Origin of the sequence: Haliea sp. E17, from assembly GCF_048323675.1 — a bacterium.
GTDB lineage: Bacteria > Pseudomonadota > Gammaproteobacteria > Pseudomonadales > Halieaceae > Mangrovimicrobium.
The window spans coordinates 200,490-224,762 of sequence record NZ_JBLWFK010000001.1 but is presented as its reverse complement, the minus strand read 5'-3'; the positions used below and the strand labels follow the sequence as shown (position 1 = coordinate 224,762).

The following is a 24,273-nucleotide window of genomic DNA, read 5'->3' as shown; positions in this document are numbered from 1 at the left end:
GATACCTCAGCCCAGCGCCACCGCGTTCATCTTGTTACCGTCGGGGTCGCGCCAGTAGGCGCAGTAAAAGCCATTGGCCCGTTCACCGGGGGCACCCTCGTCGGAACCGCCGTTGGCCAGGGCGGCCGCGTGGATGCGGTCGACCTGCTCCCGGTCCCTGGCGCCGATAGTGGCCATTACGCCATTGCCGTAGCGCGCCGGATTGCCATCGTAAGGCGTGGTGACGGCAAAGCCGACGCCCACGCCGGGATTGGACCAGTAGATGGCTTTTTCAGTGGTGTTGGTGCGGCCACAACCCAGTTCAGCCGTGATGGCATCGTAGAACTTGCCGGCCTTTTCCAGGTCGTTGGTGCCGAAGCAGACGTTGATGATCATTCGGGATTCTCCTTTATTGGTATTTCTGGACGGGGAAGGTTATCGTCCATCAAAGCGACCAAAATCTCCACTGTTGCAATGCGGGCACTTGCGCCAGCCAGGGGAGTTCAGGGCAGCTCCGGCACCGCCCAGTCGATCGGCAGTTCGCCGCGACCCACCAGGTATTCGTTGGCACGTTGGAAATGGCCACAGCCAAAAAAGCCGCGGTGCGCGGACAGCGGCGAAGGGTGCGGGGCCTTCAATACGCAGTGGCGCTGGGTGTCGATGATCGCGCCCTTGCGCTGGGCGTAGGCGCCCCAGAGCATGAACACCACCCCCTCGCGCTCGCGGTTGATGATGTCGATCACCCGGTCGGTAAACGTTTCCCAGCCCTTGCCCTGGTGGGAGGCGGCCTGGCCGGCCAGCACGGTGAGCACGCTGTTGAGCAACAGCACGCCCTGGTCCGCCCAACTGGTCAGGCAGCCGTGGCCGGGAATCGGCAGGCCGAGTTCGGCGTTGATTTCCTTGTAGATGTTCTGCAGCGAGGGCGGCGTGGGAACACCGGGGCGCACGGAAAAGCAAAGGCCGTGGGCCTGGCCGGGGCCGTGGTAGGGGTCCTGGCCGAGGATGACCACCTTTACCGCGTCCAGCGGCGTGTGATCAAGGGCATTGAAATACTCGCTCCCGGCAGGGAAAATGCGCTTCCCCTGTTGTTTCTCCGCCTGCAGGAAGGCGCGCAGCTCGCGCATGTAGGGCTGTTCGAATTCGGGGGCGAGCTTCGCCAGCCAGCTCGGCTCCAGTTTGATCTGCGCCGATTGCGCGGCTTCGCTCATGACAGACTCCAGTGTTCTCGATTTACCGGCGCCGGGCAGGCTCACCGGCACCGGGACACTATAACCGCAGCGCGGGCGACGATACACCGCGCGGCAATCACATCGGGAAACCATGGACGCTTTTATTACCTCCACACTGACCGTCGCGCTCGCGGAGATCGGTGACAAGACCCAGCTGCTCTCGCTGTTCCTCGCCACCCGCTTTCGCAACAAGTGGGCGATCATCGCCGGCATCCTGGTCGCCACCCTGTTCAACCACGGTGTCTCCGCCTGGCTGGGCGATTGGATCGGCCAGTACCTGCAGAGCCAGATGGGCCAGTGGCTGATCGGCGGCAGCTTTATCGCCCTGGGCCTGTGGCTGCTGATCCCGGACAAGGACGACAGTGACGACTCGGCCATCGAGCGCTACGGTGCGTTTGTGGCAACCACCGTCCTGTTCTTCCTCGCGGAGATCGGCGACAAGACGCAGATCGCGACGGTGCTGCTGGGCGCGCAGTTCAACGACATTCTCTGGGTCACCATTGGCACCACCCTGGGCATGCTCGCGGCCAACGTCCCGGTGGTCTTCGCCGGCGACTACCTGATGCAACGCATCCCGCTCAAGCTCGCGCACGTCCTCGCTGCTGTGGCTTTCGTTATCGTGGGAATCTGGCAGATCGTTGCGTAATACGCCCGGATTTTAGCCCGCCTGTTTCAGGGTCCGAACCTGGATCTCGCTCTGAGAGAGGACTGAATACGCCAAATGGCTGCGCGAAAACGTCCGAGGCCATGGATGGCCGAGGCCGAGCTGCCATGGATGGCGCTTTTGCGGTTTTCGGGCAGCCATTTGGCGTATTCAGGCCGGGTTCGTCGCTCCCAAAACCACCGCAATGGCACTCCGGTACCCGGCCCGAATAGCGGGTTATCCCTCACCGGGACCGCCAAAAAGCGCACATCCATGTGCAGGCTCGGCCTCGGACATCCATGTCCTCGGACGCCCCGGTGAGGGATAACCCGCTATTCGGTCCTCTTTCGGAGCAAGTTCCTTAATCGCACGCTGCTAGCGGAAATACCTGATTAAAGAACTCCCGGGGAATCACTGTTTCCAGGGTAACCGCAGGAATCAGTTTGTCCCGCTGGAGTTTCCCCGCTGACTGGTTCTCCGGCTCCGCTAACGGCGCCGCATTGAAAGCCGCCATGCGGCGTTCCGGTACGACGTCGCCGTAGCGGGTGTTGCGCATGCGGGGGACGCGGCCGAGCTTGCGGATCACCTCCTCCATGTGTGCTGGCGGCCATTCCTGGCCGTGTTCCGAACCCGCCGCCCGGGTGATGGATTCGTTCATCAGGGTACCGCCGAGATCGTTGGCGCCCGCGTTCAGGCAGGCTTCTACGCCACCCTCGCCCATCTTCACCCAGGATGTCTGGATGTTGTCGATCAGGCCGTGGAAGACCAGGCGCGCCACCGCGTGCATCAGCACAGCTTCGCGGAATGTCGGTCCCCGGCGGGCGCGGCCCTTGAGGTACATGGGTGCTTCCATGTGCACGAAGGGCAGCGGCACGAATTCGGTGAAGCCGCCGCTGCGCTGCTGCAGTTCGCGCAGTCGCAGCAGGTGGCGCGCCCAGTGGCGCGGGGCGTCGATGTGGCCGTACATGATCGTGGCGGTGGTTTTGAAGCCGGCGCGGTGGGCCGCCGCCATGACCTCCAGCCACTGGGCGGTGTCGAGCTTGTCGGGACACAGGGTGCTGCGGACCTCGTCGTCCAGCACTTCGGCGGCGGTGCCGGGCAGGGTGTCGAGGCCGGCGGTCTTCAGGCGCGCGAGGAATTCGTCGAGGGAAATGCCGAGGGTCTGGGCGCCCTGCCAGACTTCCAGCGGCGAGAAGGCGTGGATGTGCATGTCCGGGGTGGCGCTGCGCACGGTGCGCAGGATATCGATGTAGGTCTGCCCGGTGTAGTCGGGGTGGATGCCGCCCTGCATGCACACTTCCGTCGCGCCCCGCTCCCAGGCCTCGCGGCAGCGGCGGGCGATTTCCTCGCCGCTGATGTCGTAGGGGCGGCCGCGCAGGTTTTCGCTGGCTTTGCCCTTGGAGAAGGCGCAGAACTGGCACTTGAAGTAGCAGACATTGGTGTAGTTGATGTTGCGGTTGACCACGTAGCTGACGCGCTCACCGGATACCTGCCGGCGCAGGCGGTCGGCCTGGGCGGCCAGCCAGCTGAACTCGGCGCCGCGCACGCTGAACAGGCGTTCTATCTCACCGGCGCGCGGCGCACTGCCCTGTTCGCAGCGCGCGACGATGGCGCGCAGGTCGTCGGCCACGCTGTCGTTCGCGGCGGCTTCGCCCAGCAGCGCCGCCTCCAGCGCCGGCACGGGGAAGCCTTCACCGGGCACCCAGGAGTCGCGGCGGGCGAAGCCACTGGCGTCGCTGTGGGCGAGCACGGCGCCCTGCACCGCCGGGTCGAGCCAGCGTTGCGGGTGGTTGGCGTAGGCCGGGTAGATGGTCAGGCGCTGGTCGAGGAACTTGCCGGCGGCGGCGGTTTCCCGCGCCAGTTGTTCGAGGTGCGGCCAGGGCGCTTCGGGATTGACGTGGTCCGGCGTCAGTGGCGAAACGCCGCCCCAGTCGTTGATGCCGGCGGCGACCAGGCGTTCAAGTACACCAGGGCTCAGGTTGGGCGGGGCCTGGATATTCATGGCCGGGCCGAAAATGACCCGCGCCACGGCGATGCTCCAGAGCAACTCCTCCAGGTCCGGCTCGGGGGCGCTGGCCATCAGGGTGCCGGGCTTGGCGCGGAAGTTCTGCACGATAATTTCCTGCAGGTGGCCGTGGCGCAGGTGCAACTCGCGCAGGGCCAGCAGCGATTCGATGCGCTCGCGGCGGGTCTCGCCGATGCCGATGAGAATGCCGGAGGTAAAGGGCACAGCGGCGCTGCCGGCGCGCTCGATGGTCGCCAGGCGCACTGCGGGCTGTTTGTCCGGCGAGCCGTAGTGCGGCATGCCCTTTTCGCACAGGCGTTCGGCGGCGGATTCCAGCATGATGCCCATGGAGGCGCTCACCGGGCGCAGCATGGCGATCTCTGCCTCGCTCATACAGCCGGCATTGATGTGCGGCAGCAGGCCGGTCTCCTCCAGCACCCGTCGCGCCACGTCGCGCACGTATTCCAGGGTGCTGGCGTAGCCCATCGCCTCCAGCGCCTTGCGGGCAGTGGAATAGCGCAGCTCGGGCTTTTCGCCGAGGGTGAACAGGGCCTCCTGGCAGCCCTGGGCGGCCCCCTGGCGGCACAGTTCCAGCACTTCCTCCACCGGCATGAAGGGCTGTTCGATACGTTTGGGGGTGCGCGCGAAGGTGCAGTAGTGGCAGACGTCCCGGCACAGGTGGGTCAGCGGGATGAACACCTTGCGCGAGTAGGTGATTACCTCGCCGTGACCGCGGTCGCGCAGTTCGCCGGCGAGAGCCACCAGGGTGGCGACATCGCCGTTGTCGGCCAGCGCCAGGCAGTCGGCGTCGCCGGGCAGTTCCCCCCGTTCAAGCAGGATTTCCCGCAGGGCATCGAGGCTGCGGTCCTGCGCTTCGCTATCCGGGCCGAGGCTATCCAGCAAGGTCCGGGTGCGCGGGCCGAGGCCGGGCTGCGTGGCCAGCACCTGCAGGTCGCGGGCGTCGTCCACGTCCGCGGCGAGACCGGGTGAATCGAGTTGCAATGCAGCGATGCCCGCGTCCACGGCCCACTGCTGGTGCTGGCTGCAACTCTCGGCGCCGAAGCGAAATGCCGGTGGCCGGTCGCCGGCGAAAGCCAGCAGGTTGGTCCCGCGACCGGCCCGGTCGGCGCCGATCACCAGGACATCCTGTGGCTGGGCGAGAACCGCGTCGATGTCAGCGTGCTGCAGTGCCGGCAGGTCGGCATGCAGGACCAGCACGCGCTCGCCCGCGCCAAAACGCTGCGCCACAGCGGCGGCCAGCAGGCCGTTTAGTTCGCTGGCGTCGAGGGTGGTTTCATCGAGAAAACCGGCGCCGTGTTCCTCCGCCAGTTGCCGTGTTGCGGTTCCGCTGGACAGCAGGGTCACGCTGTCGATGGCGGGGTGCGTAACCAGGCAGGCCAGCACGTCGCCCGCCATGGCGGTCACCAGTGCCTGGCGCTGTGGCCTGCTGAGCGCGCCCGACAGGCGGGTCTTGCCTTCGGCAATGGTTTTCAGCGCCACCAGCGCATGCGTTTGCATCAATTTCCCTCCAGCGAGAGACAGTATCGCGCCAGCGATTGTTTATCGTTTTGAGTGTGCATTACGGTCGCGGTTACCCGACAGGACAGGCCGAGCCGTTCTATATCAGCAGCCAGTGTAGCGTCAGTTTCATCGATCACGAAATAATCAAGCAGGCCCGGATAGCTGCGCTGGTAGTGTTCCGCCACCCCCAGGGCAGTCACCGGCATGGCCAGTTCGCGCATCATCTTGGCCGCGGGACCCTTGATCGCCATGCCGCCGACGATGGGCGATACCGCGATCACCGGCGCCGGGGCATCCCGCAGGGCCTGCCACATGCCGGGCAGGCGCAGGATCGGGTCGACGCTGACAAAGGGGTTGGAGGGGCAGATGACGATATGCGAAAGCGGCTGGCGCAGGACGTCCAGCACTGCCGGGTTGGCCTGCGCGGTATCCATACCGGCGAAGTGAAAACCGCTTACCGCCGGCTCGCACTGGCGCTTCACGAAATACTGCTGGAAGGGCAGCGGGCCTTCATCGGTTTCCACCACAGTGCGCACGGACTGCTCGCTCATCGGATGGATAGCGCTGTGAATGCCCATCCTTCGCGCCAGTTCCGCGGTCACCTGCGACAGCGGCCTGCCGGCCGCCAGCCGGGTACTGCGCCACAGGTGGGTGGCGATATCGCGATCGCCCAGGCGAAACCAGGTCTCCCCGCCCAGTGCTTCGAGGGCGCCCATGACGTTCCAGCTCTCGCCTTCCAGCCCCCAGCCCTGGGCGCGGTTGGCGCGGCCCGACAGGGTATACAGAAGCGTATCGATATCCGGGCAGATGGTCAGGCCGAGGTGTTCGAAATCGTCGGCGGTATTCGCCAGCACCTGGAGCTGTCCCGGCGGCAGAACGCGATCCAGTCCGAGGGCCAGCTTGGCGCCACCGACACCGCCGGAGATCGCCAGCACCTGTTGCCCAACGCCTCCCGGCATCAGCGGAACAGGTCCATCGCGCGCTCGCGGATCAGCGCCCGCGACCCTTCCGTGGATTGCGGCAGGTTGGCCCCGCGGGCCAGCACCACCGGACTGCCCTGGGCGGCCTGCCCCATTACCAGCGACGCCGCCGCGGCGAGTTCGTCGGCCACCGCCGGCATGGTGACCTCGAGGCGGTTGCCGAAGAGGTCGTGGTCGCCGACCTGGTCCCACACCGGCGCCAGCCCGGCCGTGCCGATGGCCATACCCACGGTGCCGACCCGCCAGGCGCGGCCGGCGCTGTCGTTGATGATCACCTGGGGGGCGACCCCGCAGTGCCGCTGCAGGGCCTCGCGCAGGGTGGCAGCGGAGTGGTCCGGGTCCTCCGGCAGCAGCAGTACCTGCGGGTCCTGCGGGTCGCTGTGGATATTGGAGCGGTCGATGCCGGCATTGGCATGTACATAGCCGTTGCGGTGCTCGACGATGATCACCCCCGGCCGCACCCGCAATACCTCGCGGCTCTCGTCGAGGATCAGCTGGACCAGGCGCGGGTCCTTGTCGGCGCGGGCGGCGATCTCCCGGGCGCGCTCGCCGGGCTCGACCTCCGCCAGGCGGGCGTAGCGGTTCTCGGCCTTGGAGACAACCTTCTGGGCGATCACCAGCACATCGCCGGACTCGAGCGCCAGGCCATTGCGCCGCAGGCCATCCGCCAGCAGGGCGGCGAGATCATCCCCCGGCTGCACCAGCGGGAAATCCCCCAGGGGAATGAGTTGCAGGGTACCGCGCATGCCGGGAAACCGGGTATCAGTGTTCGTCGGTGCCGGTAATGCGGATGCCGGCGTGGCACTTGTACTGCTTGTTGATCACGATCAGCACCGAGGTCAGGGCCTCAGCGGCGGCGGCATTGTCGATCATCCCGGCGTGGAAACCACGCATGCCGGCCGCCTCCACCAGTTCGATCACCGCCTCGCGGGCCTCGCGGCTGTTGCCGCAGACCAGCACGTCACAGTCCGGGGGCGCTGCCTGTTGCAGGGCCGTGGCGGGCACATTCTGGAAGGCGGAGACCACGTGGACATCCTCGCCCAGCAGGTCCTGGGCGATCTGGCCGGCGCTGCCGGCTTCAGGCAACTGGACCCGGCCGACTTTCGGCGGCATCAACGGTACGGTCACGTCGATCAGGATCTTGCCCTGCAACGCGGGCTTCACCGCTTCCAGGGTGCTGGCCTGGTGGCTGAAGGGCACGGTCAGGGTGACGATTTCGGCAGTCTCGGCCGCGGCGAGATTGTCCATTGCCGCCACCTCGACGCCGCCGACACCGCGCTCGGCCATCACTTCATGCAGGTCGTCGACCGCCGCCTGGGCTTTCTCCAGGCTGCGCGAACCGATGATGACCCGGTAGCCAGCCTGGGCCCAGCGCTGGGCCAGTCCGGTGCCGAGATCGCCGGTACCACCGAGAATGGCAAGGGTAGGCTTGTTGTCTGTCGTCATGCTGGCTTGTCCTTATTTGGGGTATTGCCCACGTTGAGCTTCGCCCGGCATCTTAGGAAAATCCACTGCCGGCTACAAGCAGCCGGCGCGAACGGACGTTTTCCACTACTCTTAATAAGGATATACTCGCTGCGTTTACCGGCGTCCGGCAATTCCGCTGGCCGAGAGGAAGTGCAGCATCTCATCAATGTCCCGCCCCCAGTTCAAGCTTGAGGAACAGCCAGCACTGCTGGTGCTAGGTGACGGCGCCAAACTGGCGGGAGACTGCAACCTGATCGGTGAGTTGCAGTTCCAGCTGGCGCGGGTCAAGCTGCTTGCCGGCACCAGTTCCAGCGGCCGGGTGCGCCTGCACCAGGGCATGCAGGCGGAACTCACCCTGACCCGGCAGCAGAATCTGCCCTCCCTGCCGGTCACTATCCAGAACATTGTCGAGGGACGGCTAGAACTGCACAGCAGTCAGCCCGACAGCGAGATCGCCGACACCTGGCGGGAACTGCTGATGCAGCGCCCGCTGCCGCCAGTGCGGCCCTCCAGCCTCAGTACCAGCTCGGTCGAATACACCCGCCTGCTGCGGGATTTCCACCAGAAGGCGCTGCAGCAATTCGAGGCACTTCTGCCCGGAGCCATCGACGCCATCCACGACGACCTGCAGGTTCTCAGCCAGCGTATCAAGTCCGCCAGCCAGGGCAAGAACAACGTCTTCAACGCCGCTGTGGGCATCGGCGGCAATCGCGAAGCCATCAGCGAGATGATGCTGGACCACATCCAGCAATACTTCCAGGTGCTGACACCCGGCTCCGGCGACGACGAGTTCTGGCAGGAGGAGATCGACAAACCCGAGGAGCTCGACCTCGTCGACCTCGACGAATTCGAAGGTCACCTGGCCTTCAATCGCACCGTGGCCCTGGCCGAGGAGCTTTACCGGGTCGAGCTGGAAGCCCTGACGATCCGCCTGGCCCGGTTGATCGACGCCGACCCGCTGAAGGTGCGGCTGCCGATTCACGCCCGCCAGCTGTGCCGGGCGTTCCAGCTGGCTATCGAGCCGGTGGAGATAGCGCCGGAGGCGGCGCCGGTGGTCTACGAATATTTTTCCCAGCACCTGATCCGCCCGCTGGCCCGCTACTACGCGGACCTCAACCAGGTATTGGCCGACGCCCATATCGAACCGGACCTGGAAACCCGGATCCGCGCCAAGGGCTCCCTGCTGAAGCGGGGGCAGCGCCCGACGCACAAGCCGGCGGCGGATGAGCCCGCGAAGCCCGAACCGCCGCAACCCGAACCACCGGCCGCGGTGCCAGCGGCTTCCGGAGAGCCGGCCCCCAGTGGCTTCGCCGCGCGGCTCGGTGCCGGTATCCGCAATTTCAATATCTATAAGTCGGTGGTGGACGCGCTGAATTTCCACCGCGAGGCTCGGGGACTGGCCAGGGGGGAGGACATCGCCTCCGGCATCCCGCTGAGTGGCACCTGGGAAGGCGGTACCGTTCCCACAGAAGACGTGGACCAGACGCGTCTGGCAGACGCCAACACCATCGCAGCCGCCCTGCTCAGCCTGCAACACAGCCAGGGTAGCCGGCAGGCCCTGCACGATGCCGAATCGGTGCGCGAGTTCCTGGCCGCCCACCGCGAAGAAATCAGTGCCCTGCGCAACAGCAGCGGACTCACCCTGGAGAGCCTCAACCAGCTGGACATGGTGGACAACCTGTTTGACACCATCCGCTCGCACATCGACCTCGCCGAGGAACTGCAGCCCTCCCTGTCCAACCTCAAAATCCCGCTGACCCGGCTGGCGCTGCTCGACCCGCGCTTCTTCGTCGAGGCCCAGCACCCCGCCCGCGCCGTCGTCGACCGCCTGGCCAACCTCGCCAGTTCCGCCAACTTTCCCAACCGGGCCCTGGAGATGCGCATCAACCGTATCGTCGACCAGGTGGCGGACAACTACGAGCAGGACGAATCGGTCTTCGCTCAGGCGCTGGAAGAGATCGACAAGCTCAGCGAACAGCAGGAGCGGGCCCTGTCGCGTAACGTCGAACGCGTGGTGCGCATCCAGGAAGGCCAGGAGAAGGTCCAGCAGGCGCGAGTGGCGGTCAGTACCGCCATCAATGACCGCATCCGGCCGCCGGCGGCGCCGCGGGTGCTGCTCGACCTGGTGGAATCCGGCTGGCGCGACCTGCTGGTCCTCACCCACGTACGCGACGGCCCCGAGAGCAGCGCCTGGGCCGAGCACCTGAAAACCCTCGACCAGCTGGGCAGCTGGCTGGAAGTGCGCCAGTCCTGCGACAACGACGAAGACGTGCTGATGCAGCGCTCGCTGGAGGCGGAGACCCTGATCGAACTGGTGGAGCAGCAGTTGTCAGCCGCGCTGCCCACCAACGTGCAGTACCAGCCGGTGCTTGCCGAGCTGCGCGGCATTCTCTCCGGCAGCCGCGACGTGATCGCCACCGCGATATCCGAAGAGGACAGGGCAGAGGCCGATGCGCCGCGGCGCCTGCGCGCCCGGGTCGAGGAACTGCCGCGGCTGCGCCGCTGGGTGAAACGCGTGGAACAGATGAAGCGCGACACCTGGCTGACCTACCTCGGCGACGACCGCAAGAAGCGCCGCATGCAGCTGGCCTGGATCAGCGCCGACCGCGACCGCTTTATCTTCGTCAACGAGCGCGGGCAGAAAGTCGCCGACCTCAGCGCCGTCCAGCTGGCGCGCAAGCTCAGCCAGGGTGTAAAACCACCGGCGCCGACCGATCACCTGCCGGTGGTCGACAAGAGCATGTACCACACCCTGGAGCACGTGCAGGAAACCCTCAGCTTCAGCCGCAACCACGACAGCCTGACGCGCCTGATCAACCGCGACACCTTCCTCAACCAGATCGATCGCGCCCTGCGCCACGCCCGGGTCAAGAACGCCCAGCACGCGGTGCTCTACCTGGACATCGACAATTTCGCCCTGGTCAACGAGGTCTTCGACCGGATCAACGGCGACCACGTGCTGGCGGAGTTCAGCCGCCTGCTCGCCCAGTTGCACGGCAAGAAGGCATCGTCCGCGCGGATCGAGGGCGACCAGTTCGCCGTTCTCCTGCTCGATCGCGATCTTGATGCCGCTGCGGAGTACGCGGAAAAGATTCGCACGGACATCGAAAACAGCAGCGTGGATATCGAGGGCGAGCAGGTCACCTTCACCGTTTCCATCGGCGTGGCCCCGGTGCTCGAGTACAGCCCCTCGGTGGACGACGTGCTCGACAGCGCCCGCCAGGCGATGCGCCGCGCCAAGGAGAGCGGCCGCAACCAGGTGCAGCGCTTCGTCGCCGACCAGGCACTGGCCACGGACTTCCGCAAAGACCGGAGCCGCACCCGCAGCGACCTCGAACAGGCACTGGCCACCGACCGCTTCGTGCTGCGGGCGCAGCCGATCGTGCAGGTTGCCGTCAACGGCCAGCAACCGGTGGGGCGGCACTACGAACTGCTGCTGGGCCTGACCAACCCGGACGGTTCGATCAGTTCGCCCGAGGAATTCATCCAGAGCGCCGAGCGCTACGGCTTCATGAACCTGGTGGATCGCTGGGTGGTGCGCGAGGCCTTCAGCTGGGTCAGCAAACTGATGGACGCGCAGAAGGAAGTGCCCTTCCTCGCCATCAACCTCTCCGGCAGCAGCGTCACCGACGACCAGTTCCTCGAATACCTGCTGGAGCAGATTTCCGAGTTCGGTGTAGGCACCAGCCGCATCTGTTTCGAGATCACCGAGACCGGCACCATCACCAACCTGATCAAGGCCGCCGACTTCGTACGCGCCTTCCGCAACATCGGCTGCAAGTTCTCCATCGACGATTTCGGCACCGGACTCGCCAGCCACAATTACCTGCGCGAACTACCGGTGGATTACGTGAAGATCGACGGCACCTTCATTACCGGCATCCACCTCAACCGCGCCGACTACGCCATGGCCCGCTCCATCAACGACCTCGCCCACTTCCTCGGCCAGGAGACCATCGCCGAATCCGTGGAGAATGACGAGATCATCGTCAAGCTCGAGGAGATCGGTGTCGACTACCTGCAGGGCTGGGGCGTCGCCATGCCGCGACCGCTACCCGAGATCGCCGAGGAACTCTCCAGCATCGTGAAGTAAGGCGGTTTTTCCCCGGGGGCGCGACGGGATTTGATCCAGATCAAGGAATGCGGCATTGCCGGCCCGTGGCGGGCTCCGACCCATTCCGGGCGCTGTAGAATTTCGTCTATACTTCTTTTTCAACGGCGTTTGAATACGGGGTACCCCGTAAGCGCCTGCCCTGACCAGCCGGATCGTGCGGGGAACACGCTCCACCATCGCTGCAGCCTGTCACACAGCAGAAAGCGGAGCCAGGCTTCAGCTGGGAAGAAATCGCCCTGAGCGGGCAGCGCTAGCCATTGGAAGGAGAGCGGTTTACAACAGCCGGATGGCAGACTAAAACTTCATTACAACAACATCAGCACAGGGGAGATCACAAGCAGATGATCCAACATGCCTTCGGCCTGATGGTAAGACCCGGCTCTCAGTGGCGGCAGATTGCCGAGCTGCCCGAAAGCTCATTCCGTACCTTGCTCCTGTATCCCTGCCTGCTCGCCCTCATCCCGGCGGTGGCATGGTTTTACGGGACCACCCAGGTCGGCTGGACTGTCGGTAACGGCGAGCCGCAGTTCCTCACCCGGGAGAGTGCGCGCACGATCTGCATCCTGTTTTACCTGGTGCAGCTCGCCGGCGTCGCCGCGATCGGCTACTTCATCCACTGGATGTCCGACACTTACGGCGCCCCCTCCAGCACCATCAAGGGCATCATCATCGCCGCCCTCTCGGCCACGCCGATGTTCCTGGCTGGCGCGGTCGGTTTTTACCCGGTGCTCTGGCTCGACCTGCTGGTCGGCATCATCGCGGTGTGCTGGGCGGTGTACCTGATCTACCTCGGCATACCCATCATCATGCAGATTCCCGAGGAGCGCGGCTTCCTGTTCTCCAGCGCGGTAATGGGCGTGGCCCTGGTGATGATGATCTGCCTGATGGTCGGCACTGTCCTGCTCTGGGACTTCGGCGCCGCCCCGGCCTTTACCGACCAGGTCCCCTGAGCGGACCCAACTGTAATCCAGATTCAGCAAGCGGAACCGAATCATGAGTGAGCTCAACGCAGCACTGGAACACCCCACCTACAACTACAAGGTGGTCAGGCAATTCGCCGTCATGACGGTCGTCTGGGGCGTGGTGGGCATGCTGGTCGGCGTGGTGATCGCGGCCCAGCTGGCGTGGCCGCAACTCAACCCCGGACTGGAGTGGTTTCACTTCGGCCGGCTGCGCCCCCTGCATACCAACGCGGTAATTTTCGCCTTCGGCGGCTGCGCCCTGTTCGCCACCTCCTACTACGTGGTGCAGCGCACCTGCCAGACCCGCCTGATTTCCGACAAGCTGGCCGCCTTTACGTTCTGGGGCTGGCAACTGGTCATCGTGCTGGCCGCGATTACCCTGCCCATGGGCTTTACCACCAGCAAGGAATACGCGGAACTGGAGTGGCCCATCGACATCCTGATCGCGGTGGTCTGGGTGGCCTACGCCATCGTGTTCTTCGGCACCGTCGCCAAACGCACGATCCACCATATCTACGTGGCCAACTGGTTCTACGGCGCTTTCATCATCGCCGTCGCCCTGCTGCACATCCTCAACAGCATGGAGATGCCGGTTACCCTGACCAAGTCCTACTCCGCCTATGCCGGCACCGTGGACGCGATGATGCAGTGGTGGTACGGCCACAACGCGGTGGGCTTTTTCCTCACCGCAGGTTTCCTCGGCATGATGTACTACTTCGTGCCCAAGCAGGCAGAGCGCCCGGTGTACTCCTACCGGCTGTCCATCGTGCACTTCTGGGCGCTGGTCGCCGTCTATATCTGGGCTGGCCCCCACCACCTGCACTACACCGCCCTGCCCGACTGGGCGCAGAGCCTCGGCATGGTGATGTCCCTGATCCTGCTGGCGCCCTCCTGGGGCGGCATGATCAACGGCATCATGACCCTCTCGGGCGCGTGGCACAAACTGCGCACCGACCCGATCCTGCGTTTCCTGGTGGTCAGCCTGTCCTTCTACGGCATGTCCACCTTCGAGGGGCCGATGATGTCGATCAAGACCGTCAACGCGCTGTCCCACTACACCGACTGGACTATCGGCCACGTGCACTCCGGCGCCCTGGGCTGGGTGGCAATGATTTCCATCGGCGCCATCTACCACCTGATCCCGATCCTGTTCAACAAGCAGCAGATGTACAGCGTGGGCCTGATCAACGTGCACTTCTGGATGTCCACCATCGGCACCGTGCTGTACATCGCCTCCATGTGGGTGAACGGCATCATGCAGGGCCTGATGTGGCGCGCCTACAACCAGGACGGCACCCTGACCTACAGCTTTGTGGAATCGGTAGCCGCCAGCCACCCGGGTTACATCGTGCGGGTCCTCGGCGGCGGCATTTTCCTCGGGGGAATGCTGGTCATGGCGTACAACGTATACATGACCACCCGGCGGGAAAGCGCAGCGCAAGCGGTTGCCGCCAGCAGCGCGGCCTGAGCCAGAGGAGCCCGAGAGACGATGAAACACGAACGTGTAGAAACCAACGTCGGCCTGATGATCATCCTGACCATCGTTGCGCTCAGCTTCGGCACCCTGGTGGAACTGGTACCCCTGATGTTCATCAAGGAAACCAACGAACCCATCGCCGGCCTGAAACCGCTGCCCGCCCTGGAACTGGAAGGCCGTGATATCTATATCCGCGAAGGCTGCAACAACTGTCACTCGCAGATGATCCGCCCGCTGCGCGCGGAAACCGAGCGCTACGGCCACTATTCCGTCGCCGGCGAATTCGTCTACGACCACCCCTTCCTGTGGGGTTCCAAGCGCACCGGGCCGGACCTCGCCCGGGTCGGCGGCCGCTATTCCGACGACTGGCACCGCGCCCACCTGTTCCGGCCCCAGGACGTGGTACCCGAGTCCAACATGCCCGCCTTCCCCTGGCTGTTCCAGAAAGAACTGAGTGGCGAGCACACCGGCGCCAAGATGGCCGCCCTGCGCGCGGTCGGCGTGCCCTACACCGACGACGACATCGCCGGTGCCGGGGACGCCGTTGCCGGCAAACGCGAAGTCGATGCGCTGGTGGCCTACCTGCAACAACTGGGCACGCTGCTGCAGTCGCGGCGCTAGAGGGAGGCCCCGATGGATATCAACGATTTGCGCGGCCTCAGCACGGCGCTCCTGATGGTGGGATTCATCGGGATGTGCTTCTGGGCCTTCAGCCGCAAACGCAAACGGTCATTCGAGGAGGCTGCGCTACTGCCCTTCGCGGATGAGGAAATCAACCGTCGCACCCAGCAAGAGGAGAAACGGGATGGCTAGTTTCTGGAGTTGGTGGATCATCGTCCTGACCGTTGCCACCTTTGTCGGCCTGGCGTGGATACTCTTCGCCAATCGCAAGGGTGAACCCGGCGGCACGGAGAAGACCACCGGCCATGTCTACGACGGTATCGAGGAACTGGAAAACCCGCTGCCCGCGTGGTGGTTCGGCATGTTCGTGCTGACCATGGTGTTCGGTGTCGGCTACCTGGCGCTCTACCCCGGCCTCGGCAATTTCAGCGGCATGCTCGGCTGGACCAAGGAGGGCCAGTACCAGCGCGAAGTGGCAAAGGCCGATGCGACCTACCGCGAAATGCGCGACCGCTATCTCGCCATGGCGGTGGAAGACATCGCCCAGGACCCCGCCGCCATGCGCATGGGCGGTCGCATGTTCAGCAACAACTGCGCCCAGTGCCACGGCTCCGACGCGCGCGGTGCCTACGGCTTTCCCAACCTGACCGACGACGACTGGATCTACGGCGGCACGCCGGAAGCCATCCAGGCCAGCATTACCAACGGCCGCCAGGCCGCCATGCCCGCCTGGGGCAGCATCCTCGGCGACAAGGGCGTGGAAGAGGCCGCGGCTTACGTGCTCTCCCTCAACGGGCGCGACGCAGACCCGGCCCTGGCCGCAGCGGGCGCCACTCACTTCCAGACCTACTGCTCGGCCTGCCACGGCGCCGAGGGCACCGGCAACCCGATGCTGGGCGCGCCCAACCTGACCAACGGCATCTGGCTCTACGGCGGCCGCGCCGACCAGATAGCCCACTCGATCCGCGCCGGTCGCAACGGCAAGATGCCCGCGCACAAGGATATGCTCGACGAGGACAAAATCCACATACTCACGGCTTATGTCTACAGCCTGAGTCACTGAACCGCACAGGTGGGCGCAGGAGGCGCCCGCCGCATTCCCCGCGGTAACAGGACGACGTATGTCCCAGAACGACCCCGAACAGATCGACCTGCAGGAGATTGCCCCGGCTGAGGTCGGGGAGATCGACCTGTACCAGCGCCGCGAGCGCATCTATACCCGCAAGGTCGAGGGTTACTACCAGCGCATCCGCCTGTACACCGGCTGGCCGCTGCTCCTGGGTTATTTCCTGCTGCCCTGGCTGAACTGGGAGGGGCGCCAGTCGGTGCTTTTCGACCTGCCCGAGCGCAAGTTCCACATCCTCGGCCTGACCTTCTGGCCGCAGGATTTCCCGATGCTGGCCTTCCTGCTGATTATCGCGGCCTTTTCGCTGTTTGCCGTGACCACCTTTGCCGGCCGCCTGTGGTGCGGCTACACCTGCCCGCAGACGGTCTGGACAAGTATCTTCATGTGGCTTGAGCAGCACGCAGAGGGCAGCCGCAACCAGCGGATCAAACTGGACCAGGCGCCATGGAGCCTGGAAAAGCTCACCCGGAAGACCCTCAAGCACGGCTCCTGGCTGTTCGTGGCCTTCATGACCGGGCTGACTTTCGTCGGCTATTTCTATCCCATCCGCACGCTGGTCGCGGAACTGGCGCAATTTTCCGCGCCGCTACCGGCGGTGTTCTGGACCGGTTTCTTCACCCTGCTCACCTACCTCAACGCCGGCTGGATGCGCGAGCAGGTGTGCAAGTACATGTGCCCCTACGCCCGTTTCCAGTCGGTGATGTTCGACCACAACACCCTGATCGTGTCCTACGACGAAAAGCGCGGCGAACCCCGCGGCAGCCGCAAGCGCAATGTCGACCCGGCCACCCTGGACCTCGGCCACTGCATCGACTGCGAACTGTGCGTGCAGGTCTGCCCCACCGGCATCGATATCCGCAAGGGACTGCAGTACGAGTGCATCGACTGCGCCATGTGCGTGGACGCCTGCAACTCGGTGATGGACAAGATGGCCTACCCGCGCGGGCTGATCCGCTACACCAGCGAACGCGAACTGGCCGGCGACAGGACCCACTGGTTGCGACCGCGGATTGTCGGCTACGTGCTGGTGCTGACGGTAATGATCGCGGTATTCTGCTGGCAGATGCTGACGCGGATGCCGCTGGAACTGTCGGTCATCCGCGACCGCAACCAGTTGTATGTCACCACCGACAGCGGCGCACTGGATAATATCTACACCCTGCGGCTGGCGAACATGGACCCGGAAATGCACGAATTCGTGATTGGCGTCGAGGGCCTGCCCGGCGCTGAGATCATCGGTGAAACGGTCTACACCCTGAACGGGGGTGAGGTACGCAGCTTCAGCCTGCGCCTGCGGCAGTTACCGCAGGCCCTCGACAAACCCAGCAGCGAGTTCAATTTCACGGTCCGCGCGACCGACCGCGAAGGCCTTTACACCCGGCATGAGTCGCGCTTTATCAAGCCCGTCGAGTAAACCATGAACACCCTCTCCCGCAACGAAGACGAGCTGCCCTGGTATCGCCAGTTCTGGCCGTGGTTCCTGATCCTGCTGCCCGCCACGGTCGTGGTCGCCGGCATTACGATGGTGTTTATCGCCGCCAGCGGCGCCGATGACCTGGTAGTCGACGAGTACTACAAACGCGGGCTGGCCATCAATCGCCAGCTGGCACAGGAAGAGGCAGCCCAGCGCCTGGGGATCAGTGCGCAGCTGCGTATCGATGGCGAGGAGATCACCGTCGCGACGACCGGTCCGGCCAGGGCGCAGCGCCTGCAGCTGGCCCTCTCGCACCCGATGGAAGCGGATCGCGATTTCAGCCTGCCGTTGGTGGAGAGCACCCCGGGCATCTACCGGGGCAGGCTGCCGGCCAGCGTCGCACCCCGCTGGCACTGGACCCTGGCGCCGGAGGCTGGCAGCGACTGGCGGCTCAGCGGCGTCTTCTCCGCGGCCGATTTCACCCGGGGTGGCGGTGGCTGAGTCCGCGACCGCAAGCGCCCCTGTCAGCTGCTACCACTGCGGCGAAACTGTTCCCGCCGGTCTCGACCTCAGTGTCCGGATTGCGGGCATAGCGCGGCCGATGTGCTGTCCCGGCTGCCAGGCGGTGGCCGGCATGATCGCCGGCCAGGGCCTGCAGGATTTCTACCGCAACCGCAGCGCCTACAGCCAGCGGCCGCAGGAGGACAGCCTCGACAGCGCGGATGAATTCCGCATCTACGATGACCCCGATGTCGCCGCCAGTTTTGCCCCGCCTCAGGCGGACGGCAGCGTGGCGGCGCAGATCCTGCTCGGCGGCATCACCTGTGCTGCCTGTACCTGGCTGATCGAACACGCCCTGCGGCAACTGCCCGGCATACAGTTCGCCGACGTCAACCTGCAGCAGGCGCGCCTCGATGTGCGTTTTCTACCGGGACGGATTTCCCTCAGCGCAATCTTCACCCGCCTGCAGGCGCTGGGTTACACGCCGCGCCCCTTCCTCGCCGGGACCCGCAAGCAACAGCAGGAGCAGGAATATCACGCCGACCTGCGCCGCCTCGGGGTAGCCGGCTTCGGCATGATGCAGGTGGGCATGTTCGCCATCGCCCTGCACGCGGGCGACCTGCAGGGTATCGAGGGCCAGTACCAGTCCCTGCTGCGCACGGTGAGCCTGCTGGTCTCGGGCTTTGTCGTGTACTACGCCGGGGGTATTTTCTTCCGCACCGCCTGGCGCCACCTGCGCGCGGGGGCCCTGGTCATGGACCTGCCGGTAGCGCTGGCAATCGGCCTGGCCTGGCTGGCCAGCGCCTGGGCGACAGTCAGTGGCGGCGGCCAGGTCTATTTCGATTCGGTGGTGATGTTCACCTTTTTCCTGCTGCTGGGGCGCTTTCTCGAAGCCCGCGCACGCCAGCGCTTCCTGCCGGACTGGGCCGACGTGGAAGCCACTCTCCCCGAAGCCGTCAGCGCGCTGCGCGCGGGCGACTGGGCCACGCTCAGCCGCCGCCAGTTGCTGCCCGGCGACCGGGTGCGGCTAAAGCCGGGCCAGGCCGTGCCCGCCGACGCGCGGGTCGTGGCCGGCCGCAGTGCGGTGCGCGAAGAGAGCATCAACGGCGAACACCTGCCGCGTCCCGTGGCTCCGGGCGACGAGGTGTTTGCCGGTACGCTGAACGTGGAGGGCCCCCTGGAAGTCGAGGTACTGGTGGATTTCACCCACAGCCGGCTGGCGGCGCTGCAATCCTCCACCGCCGGCGCGCAGCGGGAAAAACCCCGGCTGGCGCGACTGGCGGACCGCATCGCGGGCTATTTCGTCGCGGGGATCCTGCTGCTGACCGGCGCCACCGCGCTGTTCTGGTGGCAGGTGGACCCGCAGCGGGCGCTCTGGGTCAGCCTGTCGGTGCTGGTCATCGCCTGCCCCTGCGCCCTCGCCCTGGCGACACCCGCGGCACTGGCCGCCGCCGCCGGTGCGCTGCGCGCCGGCGGCATCCTGGTGCGGGGGGAAAATGCACTGGAAACCCTGCCGCGCTGCAGCCACCTGTTGTTCGACAAGACCGGCACCCTGACCCAGGGGCAATTATCCATTGCCGAGGTCGCGGCAGCGGGGGACAGCAATCAGGCACAGGTGCTCGCCATCGCCGCGGCACTGCAGCAGTGGTCGAACCACCCGGTCGCCCCGGCCTTTGCCGAACTGCCGGCGACGCTCACCTGCGAGCGGGCGGAGCAGGTAATCGGTGCGGGCATGCAGGGCGACATCGGCGGCACCGGCTACCGCATGGGCAGCGAGGCATTCTGCCGCGAGTGGTGTCCCGGCCTGCCCCCGCCCCCCGCCACTCCCCTCTACTGGGTAGCACTTTGCAGCCGGCAGCGGGCGCTGGGCTGGATCGGCCTGCGCGACGCCCTGCGCCCCGAAGCCGGGAAGGCGGTGGCACAGGCGCAGCGGGAAGGGCTCACGGTGGCGCTGCTCAGCGGCGACAGTTCGCCCCGCGCGGCGGAACTGGCGCGGGAACTGGGTATGGATATCGCCGGAACCGGTCTTTCCGCCGAGCAGAAACTGGAGACGCTGCGCACACTGCAGCGCGCCGGCGCCGTGGTCGCCATGGTCGGCGACGGCCTCAACGATGCCCCGGTACTGGGCGCCGCCGATGTCTCCTACGCGGTTGCCGGCGCCGCTGACTATACCAATGCGCAGGCGGACTTCACCCTTGCCGGCAAGCTCGACGGACTGGCGGCCAGTCGGCGTATGGCGCAGCGCTGCCGCCGGGTCATGCGGCAGAACCTGCTGTGGGCGCTGGGCTACAACCTGCTCGCCATCCCGCTGGCCGCCAGTGGCCAAGTGCCGCCCTGGGCCGCAGCCATCGGCATGTCCGCCAGTTCATTGCTGGTAGTATTGAACTCCCTGCGCCTGTACCGGCGCGCGAAGGCATGATCCGGCATGGACAGTCTCTACCTGCTGATTCCCGTCGCCCTGGTGTTCGTTGCACTGGGCATCAAGCTGTTGCTGTGGGCGATCGACGACGGCCAGTACGACGACCTCGACAAGGAATCCTGGCGCATCCTGCAGGACGAGCGGGAAGCCGACGGCAACGAGGATGCGTCCCGGCGTGACTGAGAGCGCACTGTTTACCGCCTTCGGCCTGGGGCTTGCCGGTGCGGGACACTGCCTGGGGATGTGTGGCGGCATTGCCGCGGCACTCAACCTGGGCGCAAACGCGCGGCCCCTGATGACCTTCGCCTACCACGGCGGGCGCATCGCCAGTTACACCCTGCTCGGCGCCCTGTTCGGCCTCGCCGCGGGCAGTATCGACCTCGGCCTGTGGACCCTGGGCCTGCGCATCCTCGCCGGCCTGCTGCTGGTAGGCATGGGACTGTCCATCTGCGGCTGGACCCGCGGCATGCTGCCACTGGAACAGGCCGGCAGCTACCTGTGGCGGCCGGTACAGCGCTTTTCCTCGCGCCTGTTGCCACTGCAGTACCCCTGGCAGGCGGCGGGACTGGGACTGTGCTGGGGACTGATGCCCTGCGGGTTGATTTACTCCAGCCTGGCCTGGGCGGCAACAGCGCAGAGCGCCGGCACCGCCGCACTGTTGATGTTCTGCTTCGGTATCGGCACCCTGCCGGCGATGCTCGCGACCAGCCTCGGCGCACAGCGCCTGCAAACGTTCCTGCGCCGCCGACAGCTGCGCCGGCTCCTCGGGGTGCTGGTGATCGCCTCGGGGCTCTGGACCCTGTATGTGGCGCTGGCACACGGCGGCCACTTCAGCGCGGCACAACCGGCCAGCCACGGCACCATGCACCACCACTAGTGCGGTATCTGCCGCCCGCGTATCACCCAGTGAAATGCTGCTGCGAGCCTGCCCGGGCGCTTGCTCGGGCCTCCCTTACGGCTTGTCCATTCAGGCGATGATCTTTGCCCCTGCAAGTAAATATCCGGACTGGCATCTTGACCGGCGGTCGAAAAGCGTGACAGTCTTTTTGACACTCCGGAAACCAGCCAGCGAGCATTAACAAGAACAGCAGCTGCACCTGGCTCCGGCGCCAACAACAAGCACCGTCACCAACAAGATAATAAAGAAGTGAGAGGTCTGCACTATGGTAACCAGGAAGATCCTGCCCGGCGTCATTGCGTCCAGTTTGATGCTGCCGGCAATCCCGTCGTGGTCACAGCTGGAAGAAGTGATCGTCACAGCGCGTAAACGCGAGGAATCGGTGCTCAATGTGCCGGTCGCGGTCACCGCGTTTTCCGGCCAGCAACTCGAGCAGTTCGGCACCGACGACATGTACACCCTGACCGAGCGGGTCCCCGGCTTTGTCATGGGCACCCAGGTCGCCTCGATCGGGCCGACCCCGTCGCTGCGCGGTATCGGTACCGGGACCCTGAACCCCACAATCGACCAGTCGGTGTCACTCAACATCGACGGCCTCGGCTTCTCCCAGGCACTGGCCTTTTCCTCCGGCATGTTCGACATGGCCTCGATGGAAGTCCTGCGCGGCCCCCAGTCGCTGTTTTACGGTAAAAACAGTACTGCGGGCGTAATCTCGATCAATACCCGCGATCCCGCCGATGAGTTCGAGGCCGAAGTCGGCGTCGGTTACGAGGCCGACGCCGAGGAATGGCAGATCTCCGGGATCCTCTCCGGTCCGATCACCGACACCTTCGGCGTGCGGCTGGCGGTGCAGCAAACCAGCATGGACGGCTACTTCGACAACAACGGCGTCAGCGATGGCATCAGCAGTCTCGCCCCGTCGACACCGAAGATTCCGGAATCGGAAGAGCTCACCGTGCGCGGCACCGCGGTCTGGGAGCCGACCTCGGCCTTCACCGCCAAGCTCAAGGCGACCTACAACACGGTAGACATCCCCGGCTACGGCGGCAACGGACAGCTCTCCTCCTGTCCCGACGGGTTGGACACCAATTTCACCGCACCGCCACTGGATCCTGGAATTGTTGGCGCACTCGGATATTACTACGGCACCACCGACGTGCGCTGGTGGCCGGAAAACGAGGACTGCAAGCTGGATGACAAGGTCGCCATCGTCAGCATGGACCCCAGCAACCCGTTGTACACGGGAATCCGCAACGGCGGTGTGCCTTTCTTCGACCTCGAGCAGTACTACGGCAGCCTGCTGCTGGACTGGGAGATCAGTGAAGACCTGACGCTGTCCTCGGTCACCGGGTACGCGAACAGCGAGCACAACGTGATGATCAATGGCTTGAACACCGGCCTTGCCGGCCCGATCATCGTCGCCGACACCAACTTCTCCCGCGAGGACTTCACCCAGGAACTGCGCCTGACCTCGAACTATGACGGCGCCTGGAACTACATGATCGGCGCGTATTACCAGGACGGTGAGATGGTCAACCGCACCGGGCTGTACTTCTTCGGCCCCCGCGACAAGGGCAAGCTGCCGATCGACATCGAAACCCAGGCGATCTTCGGCCAGTTGCTGTGGCGTATCGTGCCCGACGTGGAACTCGCCGCCGGTGCGCGCTACACCGACGAGACCCGCAAGTTCAAACCGGTGAACCTCGCAACCGGCGAGCCCTTCCCGATTGAAACCTACTTCACTGACGAACTGCAGACCGACGACGTGTCGCCGGAATTCTCCGTGACCTGGACGCCCACGGAGACCCTGACTTTCTTCGGTGGCTATCGCAAGGCCTTCAAGTCCGGCTCCTGGGACACCGTGTCCAACCCCCGCGGTTTCGACCTCTCCTTCGATGACGAGGATGTCGAAGGTTACGAGGGCGGCATGAAAACCCTCATGCTGGACAGCACGATCGCACTCAACGTGTCCGGCTACTTTTACGAGTACGACAACCTGCAGGTGGGTGCCAACGAATCCACCCCCGATGGCTTCCTGATCCGCACGCTCAACGCGGCTTCCGCGACGATCTGGGGTATTGACATGGACGTAGCCTGGGCGGTTCCCTCCATCGACGGCCTGGAACTGTTCGCCGTGGCCAACTACAACAATGCGGAGTACGACAAGTTCGACAACGCGCTGTGCTGGGGCGGCCAGACCTCCGCGGAGGGCTGTGACCAGGACTTTGACGAGGTCACCGGTCTCTACCAGGCCCAGGACCTGTCCGGCGGTGACCTGCTGCGGGCACCGGAGTTCGGCGCCACCTTCGGTTTCACTTACGAGAAGTCGTTTGGCGATACGATCCTGACCCTGGGCTCTTCAACTCTGTGGTCTGACGAGTACGCTGCCAACACCCTGCTGCGCGACGACTTCTACCAGGACTCCTACTTCAAGACCAGCGCCAGCATCGGCCTGCGTGCGGCGGACGGGGCCTGGGAAGTCAACCTGATCGGCAAGAACCTCAACGACGAGATCACTGCCGGTAACTGCACCAACTTCAACGGCCAGTACGGCAACGTGCCCGGCACCATCATTACCGGCAGCCCGACCGGTGAGCGGGGTATCGGCGGCGTCGATGAAGCGGTCTGTATCGCCGAGCGCGGCCGGGAACTGTGGCTGAAGGTCACCATCCGGCCGTCCGTGCGCTTCTAGAAGACTTTCTCCAGTGGGTATTGGGAGGGCGTATACAGCGTCCTCCCTTTTTTTTGGGCCGCAGATGCGGTTCAGTCTGTAACACACTTCCCCCGGCTTTCTGTTACCAATTGTCTCGCCGGGCGATCACTCTTGCCCGATTCTGTAATGGAACCCCTGAGCGATTGACCAGTCGTTACCCTTCGTGACAATGTCCGCGGAGCCTCGAAAGCCACCAGCAGAACA

Annotated in this window: 19 protein-coding genes; 13 read left to right on the top strand and 6 right to left on the bottom strand. The window is 65.2% G+C overall.

Translation table 11 applies throughout. From position 1 onward, the window contains the following. Positions 1 to 6: 6 nt before the first annotated feature. Positions 7 to 375 (bottom strand): VOC family protein, encoded by a 369-nt coding sequence (locus tag ACNKU3_RS00910; protein ID WP_418257519.1) that lies wholly within the window; start codon positions 373 to 375, stop codon positions 7 to 9. Between the two features lie 107 nt (positions 376 to 482). After that, positions 483 to 1,187: a uracil-DNA glycosylase gene (gene ung, locus ACNKU3_RS00905; RefSeq protein ID WP_418257518.1), complete on the bottom strand. Its 705-nt coding sequence runs from the start codon at positions 1,185 to 1,187 to the stop codon at positions 483 to 485. 112 nt (positions 1,188 to 1,299) lie between these two features. On the opposite strand from ung, the gene ACNKU3_RS00900 reads away from it, so the two are divergent. Beyond that, positions 1,300 to 1,854, top strand: coding sequence for a TMEM165/GDT1 family protein (locus ACNKU3_RS00900; RefSeq protein ID WP_418257517.1), 555 nt, complete (start codon positions 1,300 to 1,302; stop codon positions 1,852 to 1,854). Between the two features lie 358 nt (positions 1,855 to 2,212). Here ACNKU3_RS00900 and cofH read toward each other — a convergent pair whose 3' ends face one another. The 4 genes from cofH to npdG are packed head-to-tail and all read right to left on the bottom strand — an operon-like array spanning position 2,213 to position 7,803. Beyond that, a complete protein-coding gene (cofH, locus tag ACNKU3_RS00895) occupies positions 2,213 to 5,374 on the bottom strand; it encodes a 5-amino-6-(D-ribitylamino)uracil--L-tyrosine 4-hydroxyphenyl transferase CofH (protein ID WP_418257516.1) in 3,162 nt (1,053 codons plus the stop codon). Then, positions 5,374 to 6,336, bottom strand: coding sequence for a 2-phospho-L-lactate transferase (gene cofD / locus ACNKU3_RS00890; protein WP_418257515.1), 963 nt, complete (start codon positions 6,334 to 6,336; stop codon positions 5,374 to 5,376). The genes cofH and cofD overlap by 1 nt, the downstream gene beginning before the upstream one ends. Further along, positions 6,336 to 7,103: a coenzyme F420-0:L-glutamate ligase gene (gene cofE / locus ACNKU3_RS00885; protein WP_418257514.1), complete on the bottom strand. Its 768-nt coding sequence runs from the start codon at positions 7,101 to 7,103 to the stop codon at positions 6,336 to 6,338. Before cofE ends, cofD begins: the two co-directional genes overlap by 1 nt. A gap of 16 nt (positions 7,104 to 7,119) precedes the next feature. Continuing rightward, on the bottom strand, positions 7,120 to 7,803 hold the full coding sequence (gene npdG, locus ACNKU3_RS00880; protein WP_418257513.1) for an NADPH-dependent F420 reductase: 684 nt from the start codon (positions 7,801 to 7,803) through the stop codon (positions 7,120 to 7,122). Positions 7,804 to 7,990: 187 nt separating this feature from the next. Between npdG and ACNKU3_RS00875 the strand changes: the two genes are divergently transcribed. The 12 genes from ACNKU3_RS00875 to ACNKU3_RS00820 all read left to right on the top strand — a co-directional run bounded on the left by ACNKU3_RS00875 (position 7,991) and on the right by ACNKU3_RS00820 (position 24,048). Then, positions 7,991 to 11,917 carry a DUF1631 family protein gene (locus ACNKU3_RS00875; RefSeq protein WP_418257512.1) on the top strand — a complete coding sequence of 1,309 codons (3,927 nt, stop codon included), beginning with the start codon at positions 7,991 to 7,993 and terminating at the stop codon, positions 11,915 to 11,917. A 362-nt stretch (positions 11,918 to 12,279) separates the two neighbouring features. Continuing rightward, positions 12,280 to 12,888, top strand: a complete 609-nt coding sequence (locus ACNKU3_RS00870) for a Yip1 family protein (protein ID WP_418257511.1) — start codon at positions 12,280 to 12,282, stop codon at positions 12,886 to 12,888. Positions 12,889 to 12,931: 43 nt separating this feature from the next. After that, a complete protein-coding gene (gene ccoN / locus ACNKU3_RS00865; RefSeq protein ID WP_418257510.1) occupies positions 12,932 to 14,368 on the top strand; it encodes a cytochrome-c oxidase, cbb3-type subunit I in 1,437 nt (478 codons plus the stop codon). A gap of 21 nt (positions 14,369 to 14,389) precedes the next feature. Then, on the top strand, positions 14,390 to 14,998 hold the full coding sequence (gene ccoO / locus ACNKU3_RS00860) for a cytochrome-c oxidase, cbb3-type subunit II (protein WP_418257509.1): 609 nt from the start codon (positions 14,390 to 14,392) through the stop codon (positions 14,996 to 14,998). 12 nt (positions 14,999 to 15,010) lie between these two features. Further along, entirely contained in the window at positions 15,011 to 15,190 is a 180-nt protein-coding gene (locus tag ACNKU3_RS00855; RefSeq protein WP_418257508.1) for a cbb3-type cytochrome oxidase subunit 3, read from the top strand. Beyond that, positions 15,183 to 16,061: a cytochrome-c oxidase, cbb3-type subunit III gene (ccoP, locus tag ACNKU3_RS00850; RefSeq protein ID WP_418257507.1), complete on the top strand. Its 879-nt coding sequence runs from the start codon at positions 15,183 to 15,185 to the stop codon at positions 16,059 to 16,061. Before ACNKU3_RS00855 ends, ccoP begins: the two co-directional genes overlap by 8 nt. Before the next feature lie 58 nt (positions 16,062 to 16,119). After that, on the top strand, positions 16,120 to 17,538 hold the full coding sequence (gene ccoG / locus ACNKU3_RS00845; RefSeq protein WP_418257506.1) for a cytochrome c oxidase accessory protein CcoG: 1,419 nt from the start codon (positions 16,120 to 16,122) through the stop codon (positions 17,536 to 17,538). 3 nt (positions 17,539 to 17,541) lie between these two features. Then, positions 17,542 to 18,039, top strand: a complete 498-nt coding sequence (locus ACNKU3_RS00840) for a FixH family protein (RefSeq protein WP_418257505.1) — start codon at positions 17,542 to 17,544, stop codon at positions 18,037 to 18,039. Continuing rightward, positions 18,032 to 20,458, top strand: coding sequence for a heavy metal translocating P-type ATPase (locus ACNKU3_RS00835; protein ID WP_418257504.1), 2,427 nt, complete (start codon positions 18,032 to 18,034; stop codon positions 20,456 to 20,458). Before ACNKU3_RS00840 ends, ACNKU3_RS00835 begins: the two co-directional genes overlap by 8 nt. A gap of 6 nt (positions 20,459 to 20,464) precedes the next feature. Beyond that, on the top strand, positions 20,465 to 20,641 hold the full coding sequence (gene ccoS, locus ACNKU3_RS00830) for a cbb3-type cytochrome oxidase assembly protein CcoS (protein ID WP_418257503.1): 177 nt from the start codon (positions 20,465 to 20,467) through the stop codon (positions 20,639 to 20,641). Then, positions 20,634 to 21,335: a sulfite exporter TauE/SafE family protein gene (locus ACNKU3_RS00825; protein WP_418257502.1), complete on the top strand. Its 702-nt coding sequence runs from the start codon at positions 20,634 to 20,636 to the stop codon at positions 21,333 to 21,335. The genes ccoS and ACNKU3_RS00825 overlap by 8 nt, the downstream gene beginning before the upstream one ends. Positions 21,336 to 21,621: 286 nt before the next feature. Continuing rightward, positions 21,622 to 24,048, top strand: coding sequence for a TonB-dependent receptor (locus tag ACNKU3_RS00820; RefSeq protein ID WP_418257501.1), 2,427 nt, complete (start codon positions 21,622 to 21,624; stop codon positions 24,046 to 24,048). Positions 24,049 to 24,273: the final 225 nt, after the last annotated feature.